This is a genomic window from Phormidesmis sp. 146-12 (assembly GCF_052939495.1).
The window spans coordinates 110982-130379 of sequence record NZ_JBJPHS010000004.1 but is presented as its reverse complement, the minus strand read 5'-3'; the positions used below and the strand labels follow the sequence as shown (position 1 = coordinate 130379).

Sequence of the window (19398 nt, the reverse complement as noted above, 5' to 3'; positions counted from 1 at the left end):
AGAAAATTCTATAAGAAAAAATTTCTAGGGGTAGATTTTTACTCAAATCGCTCTAGATAGGATAGTGGAGACTGACCCAAATGGAGCGAAGTTTCTCTAGTACAAATGGCGGGCGGGCTAGAGAAAAAGCGATGATGGCACCAATTATAGTAGGCTGACTAGAGAGCGTGTGAATTTTGGCAGATGGGTCGGGTGTGATCTGTCTAGTGTAATGGGACATCAGTTTCCTCTCAGTCGATCGAGAATGTATGTCGAATCTTAGCTGGCTCAGTCGGGGCACTTATGAAATTTTCCCTGACCAGCCCAACTCAAGTAGCCCTGACGAAAATTTGGTACAGCGTATCGCTAAAAGAGATCGTCCCCTTCGCGTGAAGTTTGGCATTGACCCGACGGGCACTGACATTCATTTGGGTCATAGTATTGTATTCCGAAAATTACGGGCCTTTCAGGACGCTGGGCACACGGCGATCGTGGTAATTGGTGACTTTACGGCGCGCATTGGTGATCCGACGGGCAAATCAGAGGTGCGGCGACAACTTACGGCTGAGGAAGTGGCTGCCAATGCAGAGACATACCTAAATCAGGTGCGGCCGATTCTCGATTTTGACACGCCTGGCCGATTAGAGATCCGTTACAACTCTGAGTGGCTGTCACAGCTTGACCTCCCCAAAACGCTGGAACTGTTGGCGACGATGACGGTCGGGCAAATGTTGGCTAAAGAAGGCTTTGCGGAGCGCCATAAGCAGGGGACGGCGATTTATTTGCATGAATTTCTTTACCCGTTGATGCAGGGGTACGATTCGGTCGCGCTGAATGCCGATGTGGAGTTGGGTGGTACTGATCAAAAGTTCAATTTGGCGGTGGGTCGCGATTTGCAGCGTCATTTTGGGCAGACTCCGCAGTTTGGCTTGCTGATGCCGATCTTGTTGGGGACGGATGGCGCTCAAAAAATGTCGAAGTCGATCGGCAACTACATCGGACTCTCAGAAGACGCACTGGGTATGTATTCTAAGCTAGAAAAAATTCCCGATTCGATTATCAACAGTTACTTTGAGTTGCTCACTGACCTGCCGTTAGACAAGCTGCCCGAAAATCCGCGCGATCGCCAAAAACTGCTTGCGCTAGAGGTGGTCAGTCAATATCACGGCAAAGACGCTGCGTTAGAAGCTCAACAAGCTGCGATGAGTTTGATTCAGGGTGGCAAAACGACGATCGCTGCCGTTCCCGAATTTTCGTTAGCGTCGGTTCAGTTTCCAGTAAAGTTGTTCTATCTATTAAGCATCACCGGATTGTGCAAAACCAGTTCTGATGCGCGTCGCCAGATTCAAGGAGGAGCCGTAAAACTAGACGGTGAAAAAGTGGGGGAAGCCGATCGTATGGTTGAGTCTCCTGACGACTTGATCGATAAAGTTCTTCAGGTTGGTAAGAATAAATTTGTGCGTTTTGTCTCCTAATGGCTTTGATTTCCGATCGCATCATTGTGCCGCTCGATGTGCCTTCTTTAGAGGACGCGATCGCACTCGTTGAAAAGCTGCCCCAAGTCACATTTTGGAAGGTAGGGCTAGAACTGTTTGTCAGTAGTGGTTCTGATATTCTGACTGAGTTAAAAAATCGTCAGAAGCGGATCTTTTTGGATTTAAAGTTTCACGATATTCCCAATACGATCGCAGGCGCTACGGCCGCCGCTGCCCGATTTGGGGTCGATTTGCTGACCATTCATGCAACCTGTGGCAAAGCCGGGTTAACCCAAGCCCAAACCGCCATGCAGATGAGCGCCGATCGTGTGGGTTTACCTGCTCCCAAATTGATTGCCATTTCGCTGCTGACCAGCATTTCTTCTCGCACGCTGGCCTTTGAGCTAAAAGTTCCGCTAGAGTTGCCAGAATATGCTTTGGAGATGGCGTTGTTAGCTCAAGAAAGCGGGTTAGCGGGGGCAGTTTGCTCGCCTCAAGAGGTGGCGCAACTCAGACAAACCTGCGGCGATGAGTTTTTGTTGGTGTGTCCGGGAGTGCGACCCACTTGGGCTGAGACAGGCGATCAAAAACGAGTGATGACCCCGATCGCGGCCTTTCAAGCGGGAGCCAACTATCTCGTGATCGGTCGCCCCATTACGGCATCTGACGATCCAGCAGGCGCATTTGAGCGGATCTGTGAAGAGGTGGGCCGTTCAGAATGAGAAGAGACTGGGGCGTTGCTGATTGAAGGGATAAATCTGTGGGAGGTGTCCATCTTTTCGCCCCCTAAATCCCCAAAATTGGAGGACTTTGAACCAGACTGGTTATGATCGAGCGTCGGTTTGGTCGAGTTGTTCTTCCCACTCGTTGAGAAGCTCGGCGATCGATTGAGTTCTGATGCCCATCGGCTGTGCAGCTTTGCGCTTTTCTGCCAAAAGATTTCGTTTGTCTGGTCTGCCTGTCACTCAGTACCAAAGGTTTTGAAACATGACTCTATTCCTCGAAGCGCTCAATTTTATGCTTAGAGAAAATAGTACAGCCTCCGCTATCCAGGGAACAGGTAGGAGAATTTTCTATATAGGTAACAAAAAGCACCCGTGAGTCCGATTAAACGCTTGTCTTCCTACTTGCCGTTTCTCACGTCGGTCACGCGCCAGCTTAATTTGAGATTGATCCAAAAATTCCAGAAGGTGACGAGGACGATCGCCAATAGTTTAGCCCCAAATTCATTCACTCCGAAGGCATCATGCAGCAGACTCACCAGCAGCGCTTGTAGAATGATCCCCGCAAGACAGACCAGATTAAACTTCAAAAACCGCTTTAACCGTTGAGAGGTGCCTGGTTGTTTTTGAGAAATATCCCCAAACGTCCATAAATCATTCCACAAAAAATTATTAATCACAGCCACTTCGGCCGACAGTATCGTACTGCGAGCGATCGGTAACCCAAACTGCACCCGCAGCAGGTAAAAGGCCGCCAGATCGACAAAAACGCCACTAAACCCGACCAGTCCAAACCGCAGAAAGCGATCGACGGGAAACTTTGCCGTAAACTGACTAATCCGGCCTTTCGATCGCAGCTTTAGCAAATGTCCCAAATATTCAACATACTGCCGCCAAGTGACCTTACTTTCACCTTCTTTGCGCTCTTGAAACACATAGCCGACCTCTGCGACCTCTCGCACCTGCCCCCGTCCCAAAACTTCTAGCAAAATCTTATAGCCGAGCGGATTCATCACGTAGTGAGCGATCGCCGATCGCCGCACCATAAAATAGCCACTCATGGGGTCAGACACTCGCCCGACCACATTGGGCAAAATCACCAGTCCGACCAGTTGCGCACCTCGTGACAACACCCGCCGTATCAGCCCCCAATCGCTCGTTCCGCCGCCTTCTACATGACGACTCGCAACGGCCAAATCCGCCCCTTGAGCAATCTTTTGTAAAAGCTGAGGCAACACTTCGGGCGGATGCTGCAAATCTCCATCGATCACGCCTAGGATTTGTCCTGTTGAGGCTTGCCAGCCTCGGATGACGGCCGTTGAGAGTCCGCGTTCGGTTTGGCGACGCATCACACGCAGTTGGGGATAGTCTGGCAGCATTTGTTGGGCGACTTCCCAGGTGCGATCGGGGCTGTCATCATCCACCACAATCAACTCATAATCCTGGGGAAAAGCCTGATCGAGCAAGCCCGTCAAAATGCTCACAATGCGCTGAATGTTTCTACCCTCGTTGTACGTCGGAACGACCAGTGAGAAAAAAATGGGACTGGCTGTTTGAGCAACTTCTGGTAAAGCAGGGATTTCTAGCGATCCGGTAGGAGTAGGCAGCAGCGATCGAGACACATTTAAAGTCATGGGTTCAAGAGGGGAGAGGAAGCACGCTTGTACAATTTAAGGCTAAACCGATCTAAATTCATGGTGCCGGAGAGGTCGCTGGACTGGATGAATTGAAATCGATCGCTCAAAATTTTCTCAACTTGCTGCCGCTCTGTATCCGTCGTGGGTGGAGACCAGAGCGGCCGTCCGCTTTCTAACCAGAGAACTCGTTGATAAGGAGAATCATTTAGAGTCAGCGTTTTTTCTAGAGCAGTCGCAAGCGTTGCTGAGGGTTGAGCCAGCAGAGAAACCGAAAGGTGATCAGGGACATAATACGCTAAACGGTTGACATGTCCCCAGGCTTGAGAGTTGAGGACAACCAGAGTCGGGACGGTGGGATCTTGTTTTAGAAGGTCGGCAATCTGGTGAAAAACCTGCCGAGGTCGCCCACTGAGATCACTGATATCGATCGTCAAATACACCAGGAGGATACCCGTTGAGAGCCAGTTTCGCCACCGCCCACTGCGCTCGATTCCCAACGCTATTAGCAGCAGACACCCCGGTAAAATGCACAGCAAAGCCCTTCCCCAGCCAAAGCCAAGCGTAAACTTGCCAGCGGCGATGTCTACTCCAAGCGCCAGTAAGAGCGGCCCCATTCCCATCACAGCAGCCACCTTCAAGACGCGCCGATCGTCCGCTTTCCAGAGGCTTATGCAGATCGAGACTAAAATCAGCAGCCCAACCAGCCCGATCGTCTGAACGGTACCCAACGGTAGCGCTGTGGCCCAATCTCCGGTGAATAGGTGAATGCCTAGAGTCTGCAAGACATCCTGAACATGGAGCAACAGAGGGTTTCCGGCTGCTTTGAGGGTGCTAAACCGATCAAAATCTGCGCTCCTCAACTGTTTGAGCGTTCCCCAGAGGGCCCAGGGCACCGTAAGCAAAACGCCCATTCCTAGCCGCAAACCCTGCTGCCACCAGTGCCGACGATCGACGAGTAAGACCAGCCCTGCCAGCGCAATCACCCAATAGGCAAACAGGTAAAAAGTCATCAGTCCAGCGGCGATCGAGCCAATCAAAATCATTTGCCAGCGACGATTGTTTAGCTGTTTTTCCTGACCTTTTTGGGGTATCAGTTTCAAAAGCGCCCAGGTACTCAAAATGACCCAGAGTGCTAGTGGCGTGTACATTCGCACATTTAACGAGTGAAAAAGATAGAAGGGGTTAGTTGCCAGAAGAGCTGCAAACAACAGTCCGCCGCGTCGGCCCAGTAAAGTGCGCCCCAATCCAAAAGCGGCCACGATCGCGCCCACGCTCCATAGGGCCGGCAAACTCCGCATCGCCCCTTCCCCATTGCCAAACAGCCGCAGCCATCCGTGTTGGACTAAAAAAAATAACGGCGGATGAGGTTCTCCTGCGTATAGGCCTCGAAGCAGTCCTTGTAGGGTTTTGGCGATCGCGCCCAGACTCGATTCTGAAGGTAAACTCAAGAGAGCCGTATACTGACTCAGCGGCACTGCTACATCTGGGGGCGTTGCGTATTGGATCTTTTGCCCGGTGATGAGCAGCAGTGAAAGAACTTCGTCATACCAAAATTCTCGTGTGCTGAGATTGAGTAGTCTAAGGAGAATTCCGATCGCCAGGGCAAGTCCTAAAACAAACTCTATGCGTTGAGTCTGTAGAGGAGTGAGCGGTGCTTTTTGGGGACGGAGCAGCGAATCGAGTCCAGGTGCCATAGCATCAAGCCTTTGGGGTAGCGCAATTTAAGCAGAAGTAGACCATTCCCCTGTGCAGAATCTAGTGCTGTCGTGTCAACCCCTCGATCGAGCGATCGGACGCAGCGATTTCTGACAACCGTGGAGCCTCTGCATGGTTGGGAGATTTGCGGAGGTGTCCTGGTGTTGCGATTATTCGCTCTCTTGGAGTCTGGGTTTTTGAAGGGAATTTGAGCGATCGGGGTTGCAAAACACGCTGTATGCGGCAAAACGTCATCGGCTTGCGTCCCGTGTTACTTATTTATTGCCCATTCATCTCAGTAAATTCCGGATGCCCAAGGGGAAACACTGACTTAGCAACTTGGTTGATGCCTTTCAAACTTCTATTGGTAGGAAACTTGAGCAGAAAAATCCGTAAAGGTACTGGCAAAAGGTTTATCAACCTATAAAAACGAGGTAAATTCTGCAAGTTTTCCGGCAGCCAACTCGACAGACTCTCTGAGTTACGATTGGGATGCTTAATTTTGAGAAGTGACCGGATTTCTATGACCTCAGCGCGTTGGAGTTTGAAGAAGCCGATCTCTTCGAGTTACCCGCAAGGGGTCGCTTGCTATTTGATTAAAGGAACGATCTACCCCTCTGTCTTTTTGCCCTGCGTGATTTCTACCCTATGCCCAAGCCCAAACGCAAAGCTTCTCAAACCGACGATGCTCCCGTCTTGAGCCTCAAAGAACGCCTCGCCCAAAAACGCAAAGCTGCTCAGGCTCGCAAGGAAGTGATCAACTTTGTCGCGATGACAACTGGGATCTCGATCGTGGCAGGTTTATTAATGGCGATCGTCGGTGGGCCAAAAGGCGCGATTGGCGGTGGGGCGGGGATCTTCTGTTTGATGCTGTCTTTTAAGTATCCGTGGCAAGCGCTTTATGGCTTTTTGATCTACATGCCGTTTAGCGGAACGATCACCTACACGATCGGGGGCAACAGTCCCTTATTTCAATTAGCTAAAGATGCGTTTTTTATCCCAGCGTTGATTGCGATCATTCAACATTGCAAACGACACAAGCAGCCGATCGTCATTCCCAAATCTCTGGGGACTCCGTTGAGTTTGCTGCTGGCGTATTGCATTCTGGTGTTGCTGTTTGTCAACGGTTCGCAGCAGCTTTCTGGAAACACGGGAGGCGACAAACCATTTTTTATGGGACTGCTGGGACTCAAAGTGCTGTTGGGCTATGTGCCGTTGATTCCCTGCGCCTATTACATGATGCGAAAAAAGCAAGACCTGTATCTGCTAACGCGAATCATGGTAGCTCTGGTGATCATCTGCTGCGGACTGGCTTTTGTGCAGTACATGTTCCTCCAAACGGGTCGCTGCCAGGGCACGGTCGGCGAAGGGGCGGCTCTGTTTAAGGCTTCTCTAGAAGCACGCTGTTTTGTCGGAGGTTCGCTGCTCTACAGTCCTGAGCAGGGGGTGATTCGCCTCCCCGGAACGTTTGTCGCACCCTGGCAATGGGGCTGGTTTCTCATCTCTAGCGCCTTTTTTAGCTTTGCGGTCGCTTTTATGGACCCGTCTTTTTTGTGGCGAGGGGCAGGGCTAACGGCGATGGCTGGGACGCTCATGATGTCTGTTGTGTCGGGCCAGAGAATTGCGCTGATTTTGGTGCCGATCGTCACGATCATCTTGCTAATCACAACGGGACAAGTCGCCAACTTAAAGCGATTTATTCCGATCGGGGTCGGTTTAGCGTTGATTCTCAGCTTTGTGATGGCCTCAAACCCGGCTTTGGTGCAAGAACGACTAGATAGCGCTGTCAGCCGTTGGAACGCCGCCCCACCCACCGACTTTATCGCGTCGCAGTTTGGCTTTGTGAACGATGGCCCAGGCTTTTTGGGCAAAGGAGTCGGACGTGCCACCAATTCTGCCCGCACCTTTGGAGACACGACACTAATCGAAACGTACTATCCCAAGCTGCTATTTGAAATCGGGCCGATCGGGGTGATTCTATTTCTAACGGTTGTCACGACGCTGACGATCGCCACCTTCAAAGCCTACCGCTCGATTCGCGATCGCAGTTTACGAGGTTACGGCGCTGCCTTTTGGACGTTCGTTCTCTTCATCAGCTACAACACCTACTACTACCCGTTGGATGTCGATCCGGTTGCTGTCTACTACTGGTTCTTTGCCGGAATTGTCTTGAAACTTCCTGAACTTGATCAACAAGAACCCACCTCGATCTCTTCGAGATACCCGCAAGGGGTCGCCTCCAAAAAATCCAAAAAGTCTCGTCCCAAAAACCTCAAAACCGCCTAATTTTATAGTTTCTCAACACTTTCCCCGATCGCCGGGAACTCTAACCACTACGTGAATTCGATGAGAGTTTTTTCGCTTCGTTGTTCACGGCTTCTGCCCCCAACCCCCCAATTTTAGGGGACTTTCAGAGAGGAATTCTGGTTCAAAGTCCCTCACTTGTGGGGGATCTAGGGGGCGTTCCTGGATCTAAAAGCGAAGCGAAGCGTTCATCGAACTGACGTTAACCACTAGTTTCATCCCTCATCCCTCATCCCTCATCCCTCATCCCTCCCATGTCCCTCCCCTTCATCTCTGTCATCATTCCTACCTACGGCCGCGAGGAACCGTTGCAAACGACGCTGCTCGACGTTTTAAAGCAAGACTATCCTCACTTTGAAACGATCGTCGTTGACCAAACCCAAAACCATCAGCCCGAAACTCAGGCATTTCTAAATGGATTGGCCAGCGAGGGCAAAATTCGTCTCTTTAAAGTTGATTGGGCCAGTCTGCCGGGTGCGCGAAACTATGCGGTCAAGCGGGCAAACGGTGACATTCTGCTGTTTTTGGATGATGACGTACTGCTGGAGCCTGGATTTTTAGCAGCCCACGCCAAAAACTATGACAATCCAGACATTGGAGCCGTAGCGGGTCGAGTCTTCGATCGTATGAAGCTGGCCGACTTCCAAGAAGGGCTAGAAATCCAAGACCTGCCACCTGAAGCGATGGACGCTGGAATCGCCTGGTATCACATCAATTTGGTGCATACGGTCAAGCCTCAACGGGTACTCAGTGCCAGAGGTTGCAATATGTCGTTTCGCAGAGAAATCTTTGAGAAACATGGCATTCTGTTTGACGAGCGATTTCAGGGCAGTGCGGTGCGCGAAGAATCTGACTTTTGTCTGCGAATTCGCAAAACGGGACTGATGATCTGGTACGACCCCGACGCGCATCTGATCCATTTGGGTGAGGAGACGGGCGGCTGTCACGATATCACCACGCGATCGCTCAAATATCAACTCACTTTTTATCACAATCACTTTTTGATGGGGTTCAAAAACCTCACCTTTTGGCAGGCTTCGCGCTTCTTTTTGCGACTATTTGACTGTCATGTGTTGGGTCGTCCGCCCTGTCACAAAAGCGGTTCGCCGATCAAGATCATCACGCGATTTGGATTCTACAGTTTGGGATTTTTGCAAGCGCTCAAAACGGTGGTGCGATCGCTTTGGGATGACGGTCAAATCTATAGCCGCAAGTCCCAAGAAACTTCGCCAGTTTTAACTCATGAAGCGGGGGCTACGCTATGAAGATTCTCGTTGCCAGCCATTCCTATATTGTGGATTTGAACTGTGAAAAGCTGCGAGTTCTCGCCAACTTGGAGCCAGAAATCGAGGTGACGATCGTCGTGCCCAAACGCTGGAAACCGGGCGGCGTGATGAAAGAGGTCGTCGAAACCCAACCTCGGCAAGCAGGTTCCTTTCGAGTCGTGCCTGTCTCCAATTTCAGCCAAAACAATCAGGGAATGCTCACCTTTGGCGCGGATTTGATTGCTTTGATGCGATCGTTTCGACCCGACATCATTCAAGTTGAGCAGGGTGCCAAATCGCTGGCGTATGCCCAGATGATCACGCTAAATCGATTGCTGGGACTCAAGGCCAAGAACGTATTTTTTACCTGGTGGAATCTGCCCTACAGTTTGAAGTTTCCTGTCTCGCTGCTAGAAGCTTACAACTTGCGACACACCGACGGCATTGTGGTCGGAAACGTGGACGGTGAGAAAATTTTGTGCGATCGCGCCTACGCAGGCCCGATGAAAATCATGCCGCAATTGGGAGTAGACGACAGCCTGTTTCGCCCCCAACCTCAACCCAACCTCGCCGCCCAACTGGGAATTTCTCCCCAAGATTTTGTCGTCGGATTTGTGGGGCGCTTTGTCCAAGAAAAAGGATTGTTGACCCTGGCCAAGTCTCTCGCAAAATTGAGCGACCCCTTGCGGGTAACTCGAAGCGATCGCCCCTGGAAATGGCTGCTCTTGGGACGCGGGCCGCTCAAAGAGACGCTGCTCCAACAGGCTACAGAGTTGGGACTGAGCGATCGCTTAATCTGGGTTGAGAGCGTGCCCCATGCCGACGTGTATCGCTACATCAACTTGATGAACACGCTGGTCTTGCCGTCTGAAACCACCTATCAGTTTAAAACGCTGACCTCGGCGGGCTGGAAAGAGCAATTTGGGCATGTCTTGATCGAGGCGATGGCTTGTCAGATTCCCGTAATTGGCTCTGACTCTGGTGAAATCCCTAATGTGATTGGTCAGGCTGGCTTGGTCTTTCCGGAGGGTGATGTAGACGAGTTGAGCGATCGCCTATCGCAACTGATGGATCAGCCCGATCGCGCCCAAGCACTCGGACAACGCGGATATGAACGAGCGATCGCCCACTACACCAACCACGCTCTCGCCAAAGAACTTTTAAGCTTCTACCGACAACTCAATCCTCAGCATCACTAACGATTCAACCGTCAGCTAACAGTCAAACAACCATCAGGGTGAAATCAATGTCAATTTTAGATTCGAGTAGTCCCCCCTACAAAAAGAGACAATGGTATTTCAAAATTCACGGTTTTGTTTTTGCTCCTTAGCAATTAGTAAGCCCTATCGAGATCTCGCTTTAGAACTGGCCAAAGATCTTGAAAAGTATGCCCCAGAAACTTGCTTTATCGTTCTAACAGACCAGCCCAAAGCCTTTAGTCAGCAGAAAAACGTTCGAGCTTTCTATCATCAACAGCAAGGAGTGAAGTGTTACCACGATAAAAGGTTTGCGATCGCTAAAGGACTGAGCCTTTTTGAAACCTGCATTTTTATCGATGCAGACATGCGAATCTTAGAGCCGCTGCCGCTAGAAATGGACTGGATTAAAACTCCAGGACTTACCGCTAGAAGCTGTCACAGCATGACCAAACAATATGCTGAAATTTACGCAGGAACTGCTGACGCAAAACTAATCAAAGAATTTGAAGTCACTCAAGCGGCGGCTCAAGAGTTGGGATTGAGCTTAGATGATCCAGACACAAAGTTTGTTTATGAGTACTTGATCTGCGTTACGAGAGACTCTGGCAAAGAAGTAGATTTTCTCGACTGGTGGGATCAACTTGCTAACTACTTTGAGTTACGAGGGGTGTATGTGGGTGAAGGTAATGCGATCGGTCTAGCCGCGGCCAAAGCAGGAATGACTGCCCGATGGGGAGAGATGGATGGCATTCACTTCTTCATGGATAGAACGGAAGGAGTCAGAATCAAGAAAGGACAGTCTGATCCAAAAAAGATGGCGGTCTATTTTGAGCGACAGAACGTGTTGAAATATCCTCAGCGTTCTTTATCCCAAAAAGTAATCCTCAAACTGAAACAAAAGATTGGGGAATTCTATCGTTTAGGTCGCTTACAGCTAGTTGCATCGAGACGCTTGGATACTCAATTGCGCTAGTCGGGCGAACTCCCCCAAAAGAATGTTTGTCTTTAATTCCCATGCGAATCCTTCAAATTGTCCCTTCAATTTCTCTAATTTACGGTGGCCCCAGTCAAATGGTGATGGGGCTGTCAACTGCACTGGCCAGCCAGGGAATTAAAGTCACCATTCTGACCACGGATTCTAATGGCGATCGCGGTCAGCCTCCTTTAGATGTGCCGCTCGAAACGCCTGTTGAGCAAAACGGCTATGAGGTTTACTATTTTCGGTGTTCTCCATTTCGGCGGTACAAATTCTCGTTAAATTTGCTGCGCTGGTTGGCAAGCCACAGCCATGAGTACGACTTGGCCCATATTCACGCTTTGTTTTCTCCGGTGAGTTCGATGGCGGCGCGGGTGGCTCGATCGCAGCGTCTCCCTTACATTTTGCGTCCGTTGGGTACGCTTGACCCGGCTGATCTACAGAAAAAACGTCAGCTTAAAACCCTCTACGCCACCTTGTTAGAACGGCCCAATCTAGCGGGGGCGGCCGCCGTTCATTTCACCAGTGATCAAGAAGCTAAGATTTCTGATCGCTTTGGTACATTGACTCAAGATCTGGTGATTCCGTTAGGGGTGACGTTGCCAGCGATGAATCAGCCGATCGACATCAAGGAAAAGTTTGGCATTCCAGGCGATCGTCCCTTACTACTCTTCATGTCTCGCATCGATCCCAAAAAAGGGTTGGATTTGCTGATTCCTGCTTTAGAAAAATTAGCAACAGAGCAAGACTTTCAGTTTGTATTGGCGGGGGCAAATCCTCAAGATCCAGAATTTGAGGCAGCGATTCGTGATCAAATTCAACAGTCAAATTTGGGCGATCGTACCACCCTCACCGGATTTGTCTCCGGGAGCGAAAAAACTGCGCTGTTGCAAGCCGCCGATCTGTTTGTGTTGCCTTCTTATTACGAAAATTTTGGCATCGCCGTCGCCGAATCCATGGCCGCCGCAACGCCTGTCGTGATTTCTGATCAAGTTCACATTTGGCAAGACGTGCAGCAGGCTCAGGCGGGATGGGTCACTTCCTGTGATATTGAAGCGTTGACGAGTACCTTGAGAACTGCCTTAAGCGATCGCTCCGAACAACAGCGTCGAGGCAAATGCGCTCAAGAATACGCTGAAAAATATTACAGTTGGGGCGCGATCGCTGACCAGATGATCCACGCTTACTGCCAGATTTTGAGTCGTCAAGTCTGATAAAGCAAAAACAAGAGCGGACTGACCAAAAACACCGTGATGGTTGCGATCGTCCGGTTGAGTTTTGCGTGGGCAGAAGGAATCACCGTTTCGCGCACGACAATCAGCGCACAGGCTCCCACTGTATAGATCCAACTCAACAGCAAGTAGGGCATTGCCCGTTCGCTCGCCCAGATCAACACCAGCAGCGCTGCCAACATCAACATCACCGCTTCTACAATCTGAGGTGGGTTGTATTGACCCAAAAAACTTACATTGTGCCAAAACTGCCGCCAGTGCCTCATCTTTTACTCCCAAACGCCCCGCATTAGTCTATCAATTTTGCTTGCGATTATTGGTCATCAGCCATTTGTTTTGTATCTAGTGTGGATGGCTCTGACGGATGAAGCTTTGACTGATAAAACTGTTTTAGACAATCCAGTGCTTCCTGCATCTCTACTTGAGCAAAGACTTGATAAAAACGGCTGACACTCTGAAAGCGATCGGGCGTTGCCAAAACAATTAAGCGATCACACCCCTGCTGTAAAGCGCTCACCAACTCAATTGGAGCCACAGGCGCACAGATCCAAATTTGGGCAGGATTGCGAGTCCGTAAAGCTTTGACCGCAACGGCCATCGTCATTCCGGTCGCGATGCCATCATCGACAATTAGCGCGATCGCGCCTTCTGGGTCGATATCGGGACGATCGACAAATTGAGCGAGTTGCTGCTGGGCCTTTTTCTGCGCTCGTTGGCGGGCTTGTTCCCATTCTTGAGAAGCCTCCCCAGACGATCGCGATTTTGGTAAGAGAACCTGTCCATCGGCGGTGACGGCTCCGATCGCTAACTCCGGATTCTCAGGGCGCGTCATTTTCTTGGCGACAATTACATCCAGCGGGCAGTTCAACGATCGCGCCACAGGCTCGGCAACAGGCAACCCGCCACGCGGCAGCGCATAGACGACGAATCTGGCATCCAAACCCTGAGCGGCTGACAAAACGGCTTGAGCCAGCTTTTCTCCGGCTTGAGCGCGATCGACAAACAGCGTGTTTGATCCTGAAAACAATTGCGATAGGGACATCGCCTCCTCCAGCCGAGGGCATTGGCTTTCCCCTATGATGGCAAAATTCTAAAAGTTTGATGCACCGATAAAGACGTGCGTTTCGCCTTACGACACAATGGTAAACCTTAAAAACGCAAAACTCTTTCTCTCGATCGCCCTCATCCCTCACAATTCGCCCTAAAATTTATAAGTTAAACTCCTGTCTGCCAACTCACGGTGAACGAAGAACAATTCAGCTTATTTGACCTTGCACCTAGCGCAGAACCTGCCGCCCCCAAAGTGCCGAAGGATTTTGATCCGAGTTTGATTCCGACGAGTGCCAAGATTCCGATTCCGATCGGCACCTACGAATCGATGGAGCAGATGAGCCAGCACTGTAACCAATGTCATCGCTGTGACCTCGGAGCCAATCGGACTCATGCCGTAATCGGGCGAGGCAATCCCAAAGCACCGATCATGGTCGTGGGCGAAGGGCCGGGGCAAAACGAGGATGAAACCGGGCTGCCGTTTGTGGGCAAGTCGGGGCAACTGTTGGAGAAAATTTTGGCGGCTGTAAAGCTGACGATTGAAGAAGATGTCTTCATCTGCAATGTGGTCAAGTGTCGTCCGCCCGAAAACCGCACACCCGCAACCGATGAGGCAGAGGCTTGTAAAGGCTATCTGTTGGAGCAGATTCGCATGGTTGACCCCAAAATCATTTTGCTGACCGGGGCGACGGCCATGAAAACGCTCGTCGGCATCAAGCAAGGCATTACCAAGGTGCGCGGTCAGTGGGTGGAGCGAGACGATCGCCTCTACATGCCAATATTTCACCCGGCGTATCTGTTGAGAAATCAGTCGCGCGATCAGGGCAGTCCCAAGTGGTTGATGTGGCAAGACATTCAAGCTGTCAGAGACAAATTGGACGAGATTCGTACCAAATTATGAACTCTGAGTGCTGAGTAAAGCTTACGGACTTGCCTTTCCTCTCCTCATCCTGGAATACGTTCGCCCTCAACACTGTTAGAAATTGGAGTTGAGGGCAACTTTCCATCCGTTTGCATAAGTCCTGCTGAACTTGCCCGATAACCCAAATTAAAGTTAGTTTGGCATCAGTGCAAAAAAGTCCAAGATCGGCGAGGATCTTTGCTTGAAACCTCACTTATTCTTGCCCTTACATCGGTTCAAGTCCTTGAAATATTGGCAAAAGTTGTTGTTCTAGCAGACCGGACCGCAACCGCCTCTTGTCATTTTTTGTGATTCCTTCCGTCACACGCTTACAAGCAAGTTGAACATTCTCCTTACTGATATCGCATAGTAAGAAATCACGTCCATGCTCTCGACAAACTACTCCTACTGTTCCTGAACCACCAAACGGATCAAAAATCACGCCATCTTCTGGGCAGGAAGCTAGAACTATAGGCTCAATGAGTTCCGATGGAAAAGTCGCGCAATGAGCACCTGTAAAGGGGCTACCCGTGACACGCCAAACAGATTGAATATTAGCACCCGTATCAGTTAGCAAAGCCGACCGCTCATAGTAGTAATGTTGGCTTTTGGAGAACATGAAAATGAACTCGTGAGCGTGAGTTGGGCGATCTTTAACGCTCTCGCTAGCTGACGGGCGGTGCCACACTATGTCGCATCTGAGGAGCCATCCATCATTTTGTAGTGCAAAGGCTACGCGCCAAGGCATTCCTACTAAACTCTTCATAGGTAGCCCCATTGCGTAAAAGGCTTTGTTTCGCTTGGTGCGCCCTGCTGTTGGAACGCCATTCATGTGCTTACGACTGTATCGAGAACTTTTTCCTTGAGATCCGCCTTCTCGATGCTGACTAGTTGCCCCAACATAATTATCGCCAATATTCAGCCAGAGCGTGCCATCTTTCTTCAAGACGCGGTTCGCTTCCCGAAAAACAGCAACTAAAGCGTCAATATATTCTTGCGCCGTTTCTTCTAAACCGATTTGCGCCTCTTCTCCATAATCGCGTTGTCCAAAATAGGGCGGCGACGTGATTATCGAGTTAATGCTCTCGTCTGGCAGCGTTTTGAGGAATGTCAGTGCCTCCGAATGCTGCACGGTATTAAGTAAGTGTGCAATGCTACTCGTACTCATCCCAAAATTTGATCCATAAACGTCCCAATGGAGTTAATTGGGTTAAACCCACATAATTCTCGAATTCAAGAATAGAGCATAAAATGAACTTTTAATGAGTGAAAGGCAACTTTACTAATTTTGAACGAAATTTACTCCTTCATGCAGGTATGGAATGACAGCGAGGCATATGCACATACCAATGAAAGAATTCGCGTTGGAATAGGGCAGTAGAAAATCGACCGATGAAGCAAACAATTTATGTACTAAGCAATACCGTTTTGCCTAGTTCAACTAATTCAAGGCCTCTTCAACGAGCGGAATCAGATCAGCTTTTCTCAAGAATAAGAATGCTCCATCAACAAGCTTGTAATCGTTGTTGTGCGCGTGAGGGGTAGTTATTCGTTCAAATAAAGAAGTATCTGAACTTGTTACTTTGCTAGCAACCATATAATACTTCCAGGTTTGCCTAGCTACACATCCTAATTGCTTAACTAAATCAGCTTCAAACAATGGTTGATAACGGCGGTCTGGACGGTACTCCGTTTTGACAGAAATTGCTGCTTTCAGCTCAGAAACCTTTAACGTTTCTCTTAAGTATTGGTAAGCTTCTGCGTTGCTTGGTTGTCTTGCCTGATTCTCTAAAAGTGTTTGAACTTCCTGTGAGCAGTCTCGATGAAGTACTGCAATTATGTAGTCTGGGCTTGAGAAAAAAATCCTGTCTTTATACTCATCAATTCCATGTAATGCGCCTCCAATAGCAAATTCACTTTTTCTGAACAGATTTAGAAACTTTGAGGACACTTGACTTGATCCTACAGGACTTATTTGTGAATTTGGAAGTGGGAATATAACAACAATCGACTCTCTCTTACTAGCATTTATGTCTATAGCGATCTCAGAGAAAGCAGTCGTTACCATATACTCATTCCAGTCCCCTACCACGTTGTTTAAAGCACCAACTTCGAGCGATAAACTGTACCTTTCCCTATGAGCCTGTCTTGTTTGCTCTTTAATCCAATTTAAGATCTCATTTGCAGGCAAATCACCTTCAATTCTTTTCACTATTTCTGAAGATAAAGCTTCGTAAATTTTCAGTTTTTTGATTTGCCCTACCACTTCACCTTTCGAGTTTTTTCTATCTACAAACCAATCCGAATAATTATTCATTTTGCTCTTGTGTCTCAATGCCGTAGCTAGCAAAGAGATTAGAAACAGAAATTTCTAGGGCATCTACGAGCTTCTCAACGTTTTCGATTGAGATATTTCGACATCCCCTTTCAATATCGGAGATGTAGGTGCGATGGAGATTAGCACGTTCAGCAAGTTCTTCCTGTGAAATGTTCAGCTCGTAACGCCGCCGTTTCACAGCAAGCCCAAAACGCTGCTTTATGTCTGTTCTTTTCTCTTGCCTCACGGCTCATTGATGGCCCAAATGTAGACGATCAGTCTACAGACGATGAGTGACATCCAAGGACATAATACATTTATGCTACAAGTAGTAGTTTGGAATTGGGCTTCTGAGAGTAATACAACGTTAATCAAACCCTTTGCTAGATGTCGTTTCAACGCCAACTCAAAACCCTCTGAAGTCTTCTTTGGCGAGTCTGGGAACTTTATCAAAAGAACCTATCCAGAAAGATGTGCATCAACTGGAACAAACTACCGAAGAGGCTTTATGTTAGAGGGCTTGCTGGCATCACTTGGACTGTGGGTACTGCTGCCCAGCGCATTCTGGATGCTGATGATTTTTGACTGTGTGCGAAACGAGAGCGATCGCCAAACCTGGCTCTGGGTATTACTATTTCTCAACGTGATGGGAGCGGTGATCTACTTTTTTGCCTGCTGGCTGCCTCGCGCCAATCTGCCCATCCCCAACTATTTCAAACGCTGGACGCACAGCCAGGAACTCTGGAACGCCGAAGCAGGCGTGAAAAATATTGGCAAAGCCCATCAGTATGTGACGCTGGGCAACGTTCTCTCTGAGATGGGTACGTTTGACAAAGCGGCAGAGGCGTATCAGCAGGCATTAGAGAAAGAGCCAAAAAATCCTCATGCGCTTTGGGGAATGGCCTTTGTGGAGGTCAAAAAGCAGCAGTTTGAGTCGGCAAAAGGTCATCTAGAAACGCTGTTGAGCCTCGATCGTGACTACAAATGTGGCGAGGCTTCGCTCCTTTACGGCAAAGCTTTGTTTGAGTTGCAAGATTGGGACGCTGCCAAAATCCATCTCACTCAAGACATCAAATACTGGAGCCATCCCGAATCTTCTGTTTTGCTGGCAAATCTTTTGATCCAACAAGGTGATTCTCAAGCAGCCCGCGAGTGTCTAGAAACGATGATTGCAAAGGTCAAAGCCTCACCGATTTATCACTACAGACACAACAAAAAATGGGTGAGTCAGGCAGAAAAACTATTGAGAGGATTGTAGCGATTAAGCGTCTCCATCTGACTGAGACAGCTTTACCGGAACATTCAGCTTTTTAGACAAGTTTCTCACGGTTTCAAAAAATTCGTCTGCCTTCCTAATCTGTTTTGAAACAGGCAAAATCATTCCTAGAACTGCAATAAAATAAGCTTTGATCTTTTCAGGTTTGCGGCGATAGGTGATTTTGATTTCGTCTTGTAAATCGTTGAAGTAGACGATCGCTAACTCTCTCCGAGCCTCTGGCAATTGTTCAACAGCTTCATACAAAACTTCTAACGACTTGATCACATCATGCAACTCGTAGATTGAGATGGGGCTGACTTCACTTTTAGCTGACGGTTGAGAGACAGAATTTATCGGAATAAAACTTTGACTTAACTCCGATATTTGCTCAAGTTCAGCTTTACCTTTTTCAGTTAGATAAGCTCGAACAATTTGAAATTCTCTCGTATCATTGTCATAAACTCTGGCTGCTTTTAAGTAACCATCTTCTGCCATTGTGTCGAGATAATATCGGAGCATTTGCATTGATGAACCCAACGCTTGAGCAATACTATCGCCCGTAATATTGCCCTGGTCGATCGCTCGTAAAATCCGAAGTTGTCGCTCATTCAATGGCATGGATTGGTACTATTTGACAGGATGCTATTCTAGCCGAGTTTGTGAAAATTACTGCTTGATTGCGCCAGCGTTACAATCCCTCAGCCAAATTTGTACTGCCTGACCGATGATGCCCTGACTGCTTTCTCTCGGTGGCGTGATAGGTTCTCCGATGGGCGCTCTCGCAGAGATGTCTGAAGCAGACCGTGTACGGGTAAACATCAGTGCCAATCGCCAGCCGCTGGTCGTTTTTGCCAAAAATAACCAATGATGTTGCTGAAGGTTAAATGGTTTGCCTGCACTGTTTTGACGCTCCAATGTCGTGAGAAAAACTTGTTGGAGATCAGAATCGGGCGGACTGTCAGTTCCAGACTTTAAAGGCAACGGCGTGAATTCAGGTCTGCCTGCGGTCAGGACAAAATTCATCGAAGCGATCGCCGATCGGCGAGTTGATCGAGTTGCCACTCGATTAGCATACCCCGGCAAATCGCGCAGTAGAAGGGTGACCAGGGGTTCGACTTGAGCAGAACAGGCTTTTTTGGAGATGGGCTGTGAAGGGGCGGATAGCGTAAATTCTGGAGCGAACCCTAGAGAGAGGAGCGCGATCGCCACAATTTGTATCTTCATAAAGACGTTGCATCCACTACAAATTGAGTCAACAACCCCGATCCTCTCTCAAAAGTTCTGCACTGTCATTGAGGGTTTGCCCGAAGGCGTGTCCTAAACTCACTTGTCACTTGTCTTTGAGCGATCGCCCATACTCATCAATCAGCTTCTTGAGTTTTGCAAAT

General features: G+C 49.0%; 21 protein-coding genes. 9 read left to right on the top strand and 12 right to left on the bottom strand.

Annotation, left to right across the window (positions count from 1 at the left end):
• Positions 1–52 precede the first annotated feature (52 nt).
• Positions 53–220: a hypothetical protein gene (locus ACKFKF_RS03495; RefSeq protein ID WP_446866406.1), complete on the bottom strand. Its 168-nt coding sequence runs from the start codon at positions 218–220 to the stop codon at positions 53–55.
• A 28-nt stretch (positions 221–248) separates the two neighbouring features.
• On the opposite strand from ACKFKF_RS03495, the gene tyrS reads away from it, so the two are divergent.
• Both tyrS and pyrF read left to right on the top strand, forming a co-directional pair.
• A complete protein-coding gene (gene tyrS, locus ACKFKF_RS03490; RefSeq protein WP_446866405.1) occupies positions 249–1454 on the top strand; it encodes a tyrosine--tRNA ligase in 1206 nt (401 codons plus the stop codon).
• Positions 1454–2176 carry an orotidine-5'-phosphate decarboxylase gene (pyrF, locus tag ACKFKF_RS03485; protein ID WP_446866404.1) on the top strand — a complete coding sequence of 241 codons (723 nt, stop codon included), beginning with the start codon at positions 1454–1456 and terminating at the stop codon, positions 2174–2176. Before tyrS ends, pyrF begins: the two co-directional genes overlap by 1 nt.
• A gap of 102 nt (positions 2177–2278) precedes the next feature.
• Here the strand turns inward: pyrF and ACKFKF_RS03480 are convergent, their stop codons facing one another.
• The 4 genes from ACKFKF_RS03480 to ACKFKF_RS03465 form a co-directional block, all read right to left on the bottom strand.
• The gene (locus tag ACKFKF_RS03480) at positions 2279–2419 is read right to left on the bottom strand and encodes a hypothetical protein (RefSeq protein WP_446866403.1); all 141 of its coding nucleotides are present in this window, start codon (positions 2417–2419) and stop codon (positions 2279–2281) included.
• 158 nt (positions 2420–2577) lie between these two features.
• Complete coding sequence (locus ACKFKF_RS03475; protein ID WP_446866402.1) at positions 2578–3810, bottom strand: glycosyltransferase; 1233 nt, start codon at positions 3808–3810, stop codon at positions 2578–2580.
• Positions 3807–5507, bottom strand: a complete 1701-nt coding sequence (locus ACKFKF_RS03470) for a glycosyltransferase family 39 protein (RefSeq protein WP_446866401.1) — start codon at positions 5505–5507, stop codon at positions 3807–3809. Before ACKFKF_RS03470 ends, ACKFKF_RS03475 begins: the two co-directional genes overlap by 4 nt.
• Positions 5508–5568: 61 nt before the next feature.
• A complete protein-coding gene (locus tag ACKFKF_RS03465) occupies positions 5569–5763 on the bottom strand; it encodes a hypothetical protein (RefSeq protein ID WP_446866400.1) in 195 nt (64 codons plus the stop codon).
• A gap of 393 nt (positions 5764–6156) precedes the next feature.
• Here ACKFKF_RS03465 and hpsL point away from each other — a divergent pair, with 393 nt between their 5' ends.
• The 5 genes from hpsL (at position 6157) to hpsP (ending at position 12466) form a co-directional block, all read left to right on the top strand.
• Positions 6157–7794: a hormogonium polysaccharide biosynthesis protein HpsL gene (gene hpsL, locus ACKFKF_RS03460; protein WP_446866399.1), complete on the top strand. Its 1638-nt coding sequence runs from the start codon at positions 6157–6159 to the stop codon at positions 7792–7794.
• A gap of 272 nt (positions 7795–8066) precedes the next feature.
• On the top strand, positions 8067–9077 hold the full coding sequence (gene hpsN, locus ACKFKF_RS03455; RefSeq protein ID WP_446866398.1) for a hormogonium polysaccharide biosynthesis glycosyltransferase HpsN: 1011 nt from the start codon (positions 8067–8069) through the stop codon (positions 9075–9077).
• Entirely contained in the window at positions 9074–10276 is a 1203-nt protein-coding gene (hpsO, locus tag ACKFKF_RS03450; RefSeq protein WP_446866397.1) for a hormogonium polysaccharide biosynthesis glycosyltransferase HpsO, read from the top strand. Before hpsN ends, hpsO begins: the two co-directional genes overlap by 4 nt.
• A gap of 91 nt (positions 10277–10367) precedes the next feature.
• Positions 10368–11249 (top strand): hypothetical protein, encoded by an 882-nt coding sequence (locus ACKFKF_RS03445; RefSeq protein WP_446866396.1) that lies wholly within the window; start codon positions 10368–10370, stop codon positions 11247–11249.
• 41 nt (positions 11250–11290) lie between these two features.
• The gene (gene hpsP / locus ACKFKF_RS03440) at positions 11291–12466 is read left to right on the top strand and encodes a hormogonium polysaccharide biosynthesis glycosyltransferase HpsP (RefSeq protein WP_446866395.1); all 1176 of its coding nucleotides are present in this window, start codon (positions 11291–11293) and stop codon (positions 12464–12466) included.
• Here hpsP and ACKFKF_RS03435 read toward each other — a convergent pair.
• Positions 12457–12750, bottom strand: a complete 294-nt coding sequence (locus tag ACKFKF_RS03435) for a hypothetical protein (RefSeq protein WP_446866394.1) — start codon at positions 12748–12750, stop codon at positions 12457–12459. The two genes, hpsP and ACKFKF_RS03435, sit on opposite strands and share 10 nt — an antisense overlap.
• Positions 12751–12797: 47 nt before the next feature.
• Positions 12798–13526 (bottom strand): phosphoribosyltransferase, encoded by a 729-nt coding sequence (locus tag ACKFKF_RS03430; protein WP_446866393.1) that lies wholly within the window; start codon positions 13524–13526, stop codon positions 12798–12800.
• Positions 13527–13724: 198 nt separating this feature from the next.
• On the opposite strand from ACKFKF_RS03430, the gene ACKFKF_RS03425 reads away from it, so the two are divergent.
• Positions 13725–14435, top strand: coding sequence for a uracil-DNA glycosylase (locus ACKFKF_RS03425; protein ID WP_446866392.1), 711 nt, complete (start codon positions 13725–13727; stop codon positions 14433–14435).
• Positions 14436–14661: 226 nt separating this feature from the next.
• On the opposite strand, the gene ACKFKF_RS03420 is transcribed toward ACKFKF_RS03425, so the two are convergent.
• From ACKFKF_RS03420 to ACKFKF_RS03410, 3 genes are all read right to left on the bottom strand, one after another.
• Positions 14662–15603: a DNA-methyltransferase gene (locus ACKFKF_RS03420; RefSeq protein ID WP_446866390.1), complete on the bottom strand. Its 942-nt coding sequence runs from the start codon at positions 15601–15603 to the stop codon at positions 14662–14664.
• A gap of 273 nt (positions 15604–15876) precedes the next feature.
• Complete coding sequence (locus tag ACKFKF_RS03415; RefSeq protein ID WP_446866389.1) at positions 15877–16752, bottom strand: Cfr10I/Bse634I family restriction endonuclease; 876 nt, start codon at positions 16750–16752, stop codon at positions 15877–15879.
• The gene (locus ACKFKF_RS03410; RefSeq protein ID WP_446866388.1) at positions 16745–16999 is read right to left on the bottom strand and encodes a helix-turn-helix domain-containing protein; all 255 of its coding nucleotides are present in this window, start codon (positions 16997–16999) and stop codon (positions 16745–16747) included. Before ACKFKF_RS03410 ends, ACKFKF_RS03415 begins: the two co-directional genes overlap by 8 nt.
• Before the next feature lie 261 nt (positions 17000–17260).
• Between ACKFKF_RS03410 and ACKFKF_RS03405 the strand changes: the two genes are divergently transcribed.
• Positions 17261–18010, top strand: a complete 750-nt coding sequence (locus ACKFKF_RS03405) for a tetratricopeptide repeat protein (RefSeq protein ID WP_446866387.1) — start codon at positions 17261–17263, stop codon at positions 18008–18010.
• Between the two features lie 3 nt (positions 18011–18013).
• Here ACKFKF_RS03405 and ACKFKF_RS03400 read toward each other — a convergent pair whose 3' ends face one another.
• Entirely contained in the window at positions 18014–18628 is a 615-nt protein-coding gene (locus ACKFKF_RS03400; RefSeq protein WP_446866386.1) for a hypothetical protein, read from the bottom strand.
• A 48-nt stretch (positions 18629–18676) separates the two neighbouring features.
• Positions 18677–19234, bottom strand: a complete 558-nt coding sequence (locus ACKFKF_RS03395) for a hypothetical protein (RefSeq protein WP_446866385.1) — start codon at positions 19232–19234, stop codon at positions 18677–18679.
• Positions 19235–19398: the final 164 nt, after the last annotated feature.